The 11,168-nt window shown below is 30.9% G+C and carries 5 protein-coding genes; all 5 read right to left on the reverse strand.

The features are described from left to right. Positions 1 to 49: 49 nt before the first annotated feature. Positions 50 to 6,574: an alpha-N-acetylglucosaminidase TIM-barrel domain-containing protein gene (locus tag BR82_RS16365; RefSeq protein ID WP_051592797.1), complete on the reverse strand. Its 6,525-nt coding sequence runs from the start codon at positions 6,572 to 6,574 to the stop codon at positions 50 to 52. 622 nt (positions 6,575 to 7,196) lie between these two features. Further along, positions 7,197 to 8,270: a tryptophan--tRNA ligase gene (gene trpS, locus BR82_RS0108680; protein WP_027089870.1), complete on the reverse strand. Its 1,074-nt coding sequence runs from the start codon at positions 8,268 to 8,270 to the stop codon at positions 7,197 to 7,199. A 362-nt stretch (positions 8,271 to 8,632) separates the two neighbouring features. Then, a complete protein-coding gene (locus BR82_RS0108685) occupies positions 8,633 to 10,042 on the reverse strand; it encodes an amidophosphoribosyltransferase (RefSeq protein WP_027089871.1) in 1,410 nt (469 codons plus the stop codon). 201 nt (positions 10,043 to 10,243) lie between these two features. Further along, positions 10,244 to 10,630: a hypothetical protein gene (locus BR82_RS0108690; RefSeq protein WP_027089872.1), complete on the reverse strand. Its 387-nt coding sequence runs from the start codon at positions 10,628 to 10,630 to the stop codon at positions 10,244 to 10,246. Between the two features lie 139 nt (positions 10,631 to 10,769). After that, positions 10,770 to 11,168 (reverse strand): FIVAR domain-containing protein (locus BR82_RS15510; protein WP_034864542.1); only part of this gene is annotated, 399 nt, incomplete at its 5' end.

Raw genomic sequence — 11,168 nt, forward strand, 5'->3', positions numbered from 1 at the left:
AATTTATTTTTAATACTTAAAGAGCTGTAACTTAATACAGCCCCTTAAATTAATCCTCAATTTTTTTAACATTAACCATAATAACTAATGTTCCTAACATTACTAGCATGCTTAATATCTGAATTATACTTGCACTATCTCCAGTAGCGACACTTGCTGTTGTATCACCGGCTTTGACTGAATTGCTTGTTTCCAATCCCGCCATTGCTTTCGTTAACACTTCTTTAGCATTATCGACCTCTTCTTGAGTCGCATTTGCATCTGTTAATGTTGCTTTAGCTTTTTCCAAAGCATCTTGCATTACATTCCATGTCTTAGCACTGTAATTTGCAGCATTTAATCCATTTGCTTTATTAATTAAGTCTTGTAATAGATCCTTATTTGGAATCAATCTCATATCTAAGTATGCTCTTATTAATGCTTCATATGCACTATCGACTTCTGCTTGGGTTGCATCTGGATCATCTAATACTGCTTTTGCATTTGTCATTGGTTCTGTTATTCCAGCGACACTTGCTTCTGTATATAGACTTTTATCTAAGCCATTTACCATGTCATATGCTTCTTGTAATCTTGTCTTATCAGCTCTTAAGACTAAGTTTCCAATAGCATTAGTTAAGTTATTTAACGCTTCTGTTACATCACTTTCTAATGCATTTTCATCATTCATGACTTCAGTTGCTGCTTCGATTGCTTCTTGCAATGCTGTCCATGAATCAGTTGTATAATTTTCTTCTTCATGACCATTTGCTTCTTCTAGTAAGGCTTCTAAGGCACTCTTATCACCTTTTACAAAGTCTAGCATATGAATTGCATTAGCTAGACGATAGAATGATGTATCGATCGTTATTTGATCAGCATAATTATCAGCTAAAATACCTTCAGCTTCAGCCAATGCTGCTTCAAATTCATTAACGACTGCTGGTACAACATTATCTAATGCGCCTTGAGTTTTTAAAGTATTAGCAGTATCAACAGCTATTTGTAATGCTGTTTTGTCTTCTATATTAATAGACTCAAGTGCTTCTATTGCCTCGTTTAAAGCAGTTAAAACATTATCTATTTCTTGTTGAGTTGTTGCGCTATCTAATATTTCAATAGCTTTTGTAAGTATAATAATAAATGTATCTTTTTCTATTCCATCTTGATATTTTTCTAAATCAATAGCTTTTGCAAAAGCAACTTGCTGCTGTAATGCTTCTTTATCTAACAAGTCTTTCATTTTCCCTATAATAATTAATTCATTAACTTTTACAGGCGTTCTTTTCCCCGAACTTTCTAATTGAACATTGGTAATTTCTAATTTAATATAACGGGCAAAAGTATTTTCTAATTTATAAGTATCTTCAATATCATTTGGTAAGCTATCCGTATCTTTATTACCTATTTCAAACCATTCTTCACCATCAACACTGCCATAAACAGTATAATGATGCCACACATTGCTGCCAAAATTAATTTCTATCTCACTGATTTGATATTCTTCTTTTAAATCAACGATTGCCCATGCTGGAGTAATCTTATCTTCATATGGCGCACCTGTCAAACTCAAACGTCCCGCATCCCAAGCACTAGATAAATTACCATCAACTAAATTTGCTGATTTGCCACTTGGATCATTATGCGCAGTCACTGGTTTATTCAATGATAGATTGAAGATTCCGCTTAAATTTAAATCAGTTACGGCATCATATAAATTCCAATATACTGTATTTATTTCATCAGGGGCAGCTTCATTATCAACTGCTTTTTTAGCTGAATTCAAAATATTATTAAAATCTGTAATCTTACTTTCTTCATTACCACTAGTATTTATACTTTCACAAAATTCAATAAGATTTTCTAACTGATTTAAAGTTGGTAATACTCTTTCACCATAAGCTCTTATTTCACCAATACTTAATTGAGCAATATTATTTATACCAACAAGCTTGATATAACGAACACTTCCTTGGACAGCAAATTTTGTTTCATCACTTATTCCGTCACCAATTTTTAACCAATCAACATTATCTTCACTAACCCATATTTCATAGTCATAAGTATCATTTACAATAACATCGATCTCACTTAGCTGGAATACGCCAATTAAATCAACAATAACTTGTGGAGCTTTTTCATCTTTTGCTTTAAAAGAATATATTGTCGTTGCATCACCATCATTAACAGCATTTACATCAGCTTTTAAATCATTGCTGTCTTTAACGATTCCCGTAAGAGCAAGATTTCCAATATTGGCATCAACATCGCCACTAATAGCACAATTTTCTAGTACTTTTTCTAATACTTCATAAATTTCTTCTGGTGAATCTTTAGCATCTCTTGTATATTCCTGATCAGCCATATTCCATTTCCAATATAGATCAAAGTATCCATTTTTATTAATATTATTTAATGGGGTTCCATTTTCCATATTTGCTTCGACCCGATTTAAATAATCACTCCAGATATTAGTATAAAGATCCTTAAAAATCCCTTCGTAATTACGCCAGCCATAATCTTTTAAACTACGATGTCCAGCTCTTGATCCCCAAGATGTAATTAATGCTTTAGCATTCATTGTAAATGAATCCCTTGCAAAATCATCATAATTTGCAGCAATATCTTGAGCTTTGCCGATCCATTCACCACCTAGCTGTTCTTGTTGCGTAGCTTCTACTTCATTTAAAATTTCAAAAGCCCTTAAAAATTCTTCTTTGTATTTTTTAAATGCTTCTAAATCATTTGCATTTTTAGCTGCTAAAACATCATTATATTTTAATACAGCATAATTACTTACTTGTTGACGCATTATTTCACTTAAATCATATAAATAACATTCACTGTCTTTAAATTTATCGAAGTCTCTAATAAGCAGTCTTAAAGCGCTCTCTAATTGATCAGCACCATACGGGATATTTTGTTCCTTATAATCTTGCGGTGCTTTAGATTTCATTCCAAACAATTCATTAGTATATCTTACACCATGATCATAATTAGCATCTTTCATGATCTGCCAGGCCATTTGCGCATTTTGTGAAGTCCCACCGTATCTTCTTTCTATATATCGATTAAGCCAATCATCTAAATCAAAATCATCATCAGCCCACGCTAAATCAAAAATCAAATCATACATTACAGGATTATCATATTGTGCTTCTGAAATAATACCTAATCCTACCATGTGTGAAGAAGTTTTTTGAGCTTCCATGATATCATCTACCATAACCTGCATCTGTCCATGCATCGATGGATTACCACCAAAGTTTGCAAGTAATCCCCAAGCCCAGCTAGTACCATTAAACTCTTTAGCGTCTAATTTAGTACTACCATAACTTGTCTGGTCATACTTAGTCCAGTCTGAAATTGGATATTTAATTAAATCAACGATCAATACGTGATCTTCACGATTATCACCCATTCCTTTTAATAGATCATTAGTTGGATTACTTTGCCATCCCTGGACTACCCATACAGCATCTTGATCATAATCAAGCATCGATTCAAGTACTTCGGCTGCAATAGTTGCATCACTTAACCCAGCAGGACGGATCCCACCTTCATGAAATGGATCGACTGCATAATAATCACTAGTGGCACCATAAACAAATTCCTGGGCTTGATAAAATAACTGTGCATATAGATCATATTCTTTAGAATCTGTCGCAATCATATCAGGACGACTAAAGCCATTCCAATTCCCCTGTTTAATTACAGTTACATCAGGCTGATATTCATCAAAATTAGTCGGTACCATTCCCGCATACCCTTGAAGAATCGTTTGCATTCCCAATGATCTTTTCCAGCGTTGTGAAGATCTAGCTAATTCTAAGCGATCTTTTACATAACCATCAGGAACTGGTCCACCAAATGATTCCATATTGTCCATAAACTGCCATGCATAATAAGCGGGTCCACTCAACCAGTCTTTAGCATCATCAAAAGAATAACCAAAATTCATTAAAAATTTAATCCAGGTTGCTTCTTGACCAGCAAGATCAAGTACTACATTGACTCCATTTAATGCTAGCCAATCATTCTCTCTTTGCCACTGTTCTTCACCAAAGAAGGCAAATGTATAACTCAATGTACAATAATTATATGCATAGCGTACTTGATATGGCGTTTCTTTTTTGATGATTTCATTTACTTTAACTAATTCATCTGGCATATTTACCTGCATTGTCTGTTCTGAAATATGCACATTTAAATAATTCTTAAAATAATAATTTAATCCCGTAGTAAGCGATAATCCTTCATTACCTTTAATATGAATTTTATCATTCTGATCACTAATTTCATACCAGTCATTTTCACTATTGTCATCTACAAGTTCAAAACTAAACCAGTTACGATATTCTTCACCGATCGTCCGATCAATAATTCCATAAACATTTTCAATTGTCTCTTCTTTAGTAATTGTGGCTGCGTACTCACTTTCATCATAAGAAGTTACATCAAGAATTTCTTCCAAAGTCCCCTCTTTTAAAACATCTTCATTTGTTTGCAATGCTGTACCATAAGCTTTAACTTCTGTTAAATAAGCTTTGTCATCACCTTGGGTATATTCAATATATACTCTTAAAATACGATATGACTGGGCCGTATCAAAAACAATTTCATCACCTTCGTTTGTCGCTAAAGAATCAACATGTTTTTGATATATACGATCATATGTAGAACCATCATTACTTCCATAAACTGCATACCAGCAGTTTTTACCTTCTAAAGTATATATTTTTAATTTAGTTAATTCGTATGTATCCATCAAATCAATATCTACATATGAAGGATAGAATGATCCTGACCAATAAGTAGTAAGATCACCATCAGTTACTTTATCACTTTGGGTCTTTGATAAATTGCTTCTTGTCGGTTTATGATAAGCAATATTATCAATATCCTCAAGATCTTTAACTAATACTAAAGCTTCTTTAGCTTTTAATAATTTTTCATAAGAAACATGATTTTCTAATGAAGTCCCTTCAACATATTCCTGTTGTACTTCATTTAATACTTGAGTTAAAACTGAAAAACTTTCTTCAGTATAATTACTGCTATCCAGCTCTTTACATTCATTAATCAAAGTTTCTAATTGTCCTCGATAATTTTGATAAGAACCAACGATCTTTGCCCCTAGTGTACCATCACCACTTTCTTTACTATGAAACATAATTGAGGTATCTAACTTATTTTCGGCACAAACAAATACCGTAATTTCATTTATACCATTTTTAGTTAATTCTTTTATCTTACTGCTGATATCAATATTCACTGCTTTTTGAAGATCTGGTTTTGTTTCATATTCATCACCTTGAACAATTGTAAAGTCACAAAGTAGATTTTCACCATCATGTTTGATTGATGTAGGTTTATTATTCCATGTAAGTGATGATTCACTCCAGTTAGTATCATCACTATAATAGAAATGATATGTCTGCGCTCCATTATTAAATCCCGGATTCTTAAACATATTAAAGCTTAATTTAAATGTATCAAAATCACTTTCACTTATTTCTTCTAATGTAGGTAGTGCAAATTTCATTACTCCAATGATTTCATTTCCATTTGGATAATATTTAGAATTTATAACTTTATAATCTTTTCCCACATACTGAGATCCATGTGCCTGGGTAATATTTTCATAGTTATATACACTAGTCCCTTTATCACTTCTTATATAACCATCTTCTAAGACCGGATATTCAGCTATTAGAGCCTCTTTAGCAGCAAGCAATGCAGCATAAGCATTATCTATTTCTACTGTTGTCCCACTTTCAAGTACTGCTTTAGCATCATCTAAACTAGCTGTTAATAAATCATAACTTGTTTTAGTATAATTTTTCTTTTCTATCGACATACATTGATTGATCAACTGTTCTAGCCTATTTTTACTATAGTTACTATTCGAAGCAACAAGTTTTGCTCCTAAACTGCCATCACCGCTTTCTTTACTGTGAATCATTAATGAAGTATCTGCTTTTAACTCGCCTTCAACATAGATAGTTATTGCTGTAATGCCTTTTTCTATCAATTCCTTAATTTTTTCTGTTATATCAATTCGAATTCTTTTTTCATCATCACTTTTGCTTTCATATTCAAAACCTTGAGGAATTGTAAAGTCAAATAAAATTTCACCAGTTCCAATACCTGCTGGTTTATTATTCCAGGTAAGTGTAGTTTCACTCCAATTTACATCATCAGTATAATAGAAATGATATGTTTGTCCTGATTTATTGAAATCAGGATTCTTAAAAATATTAAACTCAAAACCATATGTATCAAGTTTGTTTTCATTGATTTCTTCAATAGATGGCAGCTCTAATTTCATTACACTAATGATCTTAGAACCATTTGGATAATATTTGGTATTTATTACTTTATAATTCTTACCAACATACTGAGATCCATGAGCTTGAGTAATATTTTCATAATTATAATTATTGTTAGCATTATTACCACTTCTGATATATGCATCTGCATTTACAGGATATATTATTTCACCATCAGATACTGCTTTTGTATTATTTATTCCTGTAACAAAAGTAGAAATTATAATTGCTATAACAAGAAATCCCTTTAATATCCTTTTCATTTTTATATCCTCCTTTGCTAATATTTAATTTCTTATTATATTTATATTATATTATTTTTTTATTAGTAAATTAATACAATAATTAGCAAAATAATATAAAAATACATTAAATATATGTTATATTTAGTAATATACTTTCATTTAAATAATAAAGGTAAAGATTATTTTCTCTACCCTTTAATCACAACTTTATTCTTTGTGTCGCCCTACTATTACATTTTCATTATAATAGTCTTATTAAATAACTCTAATTCATATTTATTAGCGTAATTTCTTTTAAAATAGTTTTTCTATTCTTTGTGATATCAAAAAACTTAATAATCATAGATTTAATTTTTTTACCTTAATGAATAAAACAACATAATATTCTTTTATTTTCATAATTTTTTATTCTAATAAATAATTGATCATCTTATTTTGAATATCCTTATTAATATTGTAAATAGTATTATCAAAGTATACTTTTTACTGTTTTTATATCTACATCATTTTCATAGAAAGCCAAATAAAAAAGAGATTTTTAAATCTATTGGATATATCAATAGAATAAAAACCTCTTTAAAATCTTTTAACGACAAATAGCATCAAACTTTGATTCTAGTATTTATTAGCTGCTTATTAATTATTTAAAATAATCAGTGATACTGTCTTGATTACTAAAATAATTGATTTTCATTGCATCTTTGGCTCTTTTTAAAGTAGCATTTGCCTTTAAATTTGCCTTAATACAACCTTCTTCTAATACTTTCATAACATATGTTATATCCTGTTCCAGCTCTTTTCGACGCTGTCTAATCGGATTCAAATTTTCTTCTAAAACATTAAACAAGAATTTCTTTATTTTTACATCACCTAACCCACCTTGACGATAATGATTTTTCAATTCATCAAGATTCTTATATTCTGGTAAATATTTTTCAAAATATTCATCTTTACAAAAACAATCCAAATAAGTAAATACTGTATTTCCTTCAACTGTTCCTGGATCAGATATCTTCAAGTGATTTGGATCTGTATACATACTCATGACCTTTTTACGAACTTCTTCACTAGTATCTGATAAATAAATACAATTACCAATTGATTTTGACATTTTAGCTTTCCCATCAACTCCTGGTAATCTTTGACATACTTCATTTTCAGCTAACATAATATTAGGTTCAACTAAAACATCACCATAAATACGATTAAAACTATGAACAATTTCTCTAGTTTGTTCAATTAATGGCATTTGGTCTTCACCAACTGGTACACAAGTAGCATCAAATGCTGTAATATCAGCAGCTTGTGAAACTGGATAGTTTAAAAAACCTACAGGTATACTTGTTTCAAACCCCCGCTGTTTTATTTCTTCTTTTATCGTTGGATTTCGTTGTAATCTTGAAACTGTAACTAAATTCATATAATAAGCAGTAAATTCAAACAATGCTGGAACTTGTGACTGAATAAACATTGTCGCCTTTTTAGGATCCAAACCAACTGACATATAATCTAAAGCCACCTCTAAAATATTGCGACGTACTTTTTCAGGATCATCAGCATTATCTGTAAGTGCTTGAGAATCCGCAATCATAATATAAATTTCATCAAACTCACCAGAGTTTTGTAATTCTACTCTTCTTCTAAGTGACCCTACATAATGCCCTAAATGTAATCTACCAGTAGGACGATCACCTGTTAAAATAATATTTTTCATTTCTATACTCCTTTTCTAAATAAAAAAGGCTTTTATCCTCAAGGATAAAAAACCATTTTGCCACCTTGTAAGACACCATCATGTCTGTTTTTCTTAACGCGAAAATTACGGCGCCACTACTACCAAAGGGTTCATTTTGCTTCTAGCTAGGCCCATTCATTAACTACTCTATCTTGATTTTCACCAGCCATCAAGTCTCTTAAATAAATTTTAGTTAATTACTCTTCCTAGTTCAACGAATTTATTACTATTTAATATGATAAAACGGATAATTATTTAAGTCAATACCTATAATAAGTATAATCTCATTTTTTATCAAAATTCAAAACATGATTCAATATAAAAGGACTGCAAAAACAGTCCTAATCCTCTTTACCATCCCAGCAGTATGTACATAATTTGCATTTATCCAACCCAATTGCTTTAATCATGTCATCTAAACGATGATATCTAAGTGAAGTGAAATTAGAACGCTTTCTAATTTCTTCACACATATTTTTATATCTCTCTGTATCAGGATCTGCATATTCTTGCAGTACTTCATCACTGACATTATCACCCTCTAATTTTTGAATTACACGTCGCGTGATTAAATCCAATTCAGAACTAGAGCGTGAAAAATTCAAATATTTACACCCAAACATGATTGGTGGACAAGCAGGACGCACATGCACTTCCTTAGCTCCACTTTCATATAAAAATTCCGTTGTTTCTCCTAGCTGCGTTCCACGTACGATCGAATCATCAATTAAAAGCAGTTTCTTCCCTTTTATTAATTCTTTTACCGGAATCAATTTCATTTTTGCAATCATATTACGTTGTTCTTGACTTGTCGGCATGAACGAACGTGGCCAAGTTGGTGTGTATTTTATAAATGGTCTGGCATAGGGAATACCTGAGGCATTTGAATAACCAACCGCATGAGCAATTCCTGAATCTGGTACCCCAGCCACACTATCAGGTTGAATGTCATCACGACCTGCTAATAAGTTACCACAACGATTACGCATGCATTCAACATTTACACCTTCATATGTAGATGTAGGATAACCATAATATACCCATAAGAATGAACATATTTTCATTTTATCTCCAGGACCCTGTTTAACCTCTATTTTATTTGGTGTTATATAAACAATTTCTCCAGGTCCTAAATCACAATAATGATGATATCCCAAATTCAAAAAAGCACTACTTTCAAAAGTAACACAATATCCTGTCGCTTTTTCACCAATAATTACTGGTGTACGCCCTAACTTATCTCTAGCTGCGTAAATACCATCAGCTGTTAAAAGCAAAATGCTCATCGATCCTTTAATTACTTCTTGAGCATACTTGATTCCTTCAACAAGACTATCTTTACGACTAATCAATGCTGCTACTAATTCTGTTGGATTAATTTCTCCTGAACTCATTTCTAAAAAGTGAGTTGAACCGTTAGCAAAACACTCTTCTTTCAATTGTTCTAAATTGTTAATTCGTCCTACTGTCGTAATAGCAAACGAACCTACATGTGATTTAACTAATAAAGGCTGCGCTTCATTATCTGAAATACATCCAATTCCTAAATTTCCATTAAATTCTTCAATATCTTTTTCAAACTTAGTTCTAAATGGTGAGTTTTGAATATTATGGATTGCCCTTTTAAACCCATTTTTTCCATGTACAGTCATCCCAGCACGTCTAGTACCTAAATGAGAATGGTAATCAACGCCAAAAAACAAATCTAATACACAACTTTCTTTCGATGCTACACCAAAAAATCCACTCATTATTTATTCCTCCTAATTTTACATTCCTATTGTATATTATTTGGAACAAATTTCCTATATTTTATTAAATAATTTTTATTACACTTTATCAACAATTAATTTTAAACATATTTATAGCTAAAACAGATAATCAAAAAGATCTTAAATAATTCTATAAAGTGATTTTATAGGTTGAAGTATATATACGATTATATTTTATCTCTATGCAAATATACTTTTATTTATACTATCATCTACATAAGCTATCAAACATTTAACAACATCATTTAGCGTGTCCCTTTTTTCTAATATTCTTTTAGAGATACTATATTCTAAGTACTCTTGATCATTATAATATACTTTCATATTGGCAACTTCATCATTATTATTAATATTTTCAATTTCATCAAATTTTGCAGCCTCTAAATCATAAAAAATACGCGAAACCAAATCACGTTCAATTTCATGATTAGTCTCTTTTATTTTATCACCAATATGTTCATATTCCGTTCTAATTAAATATTGCCTTTTTTCTTTTAATAATGTAACTATAACATGATCTTGATCTTTATTTTTTATTAAAAAAGATATTAATTTCCGTCCTGTCATTCATACCCTCCTTTACATATCTCCAACCCTATCACTTTTAAAATAATATATGTACAATTATAATTATTATGCCTTTACTACTTTTTTAAACATAAAAAAGAAAACCGCCAAAATTGGCGGTCTAAATTAAGGAAAATTACTAATTTTCTTCTTTTTTCTTAAGATAAACAATCATACCTAATGATGTCATTAATCCTAAAGCACTAATCATACTTGCACTATCTCCTGTCTTGATACTTGCTGTTGTATCCCCTGATGCTACAGGAGTTGTTGCTGCATCTTTTACTACTAAATTATCTATACCTGCTTCTAGTCCTTTAATTGCTGTTTCTATTTCTTCTTGAGTTGCATTTTCATTTCCTAATGTTGCTTTAGCTTCTTCTAAAGCATTTTGCATTACATTCCATGATTTTGCACTATAATTTGCAGCATTTAATGTCTCAGCTTTATTAATTAAATCTTGTAGTAGATCTTTATTTGGAATCAATCTTAATGATAATTGTGCTCTTATTAATGCTTCATATGCATTATCGACTGC

It is taken from the genome of Thomasclavelia saccharogumia DSM 17460, assembly GCF_000686665.1.
In the GTDB taxonomy this organism is placed as follows: Bacteria; Bacillota_I; Bacilli_A; order Erysipelotrichales; family Coprobacillaceae; genus Thomasclavelia; species Thomasclavelia saccharogumia.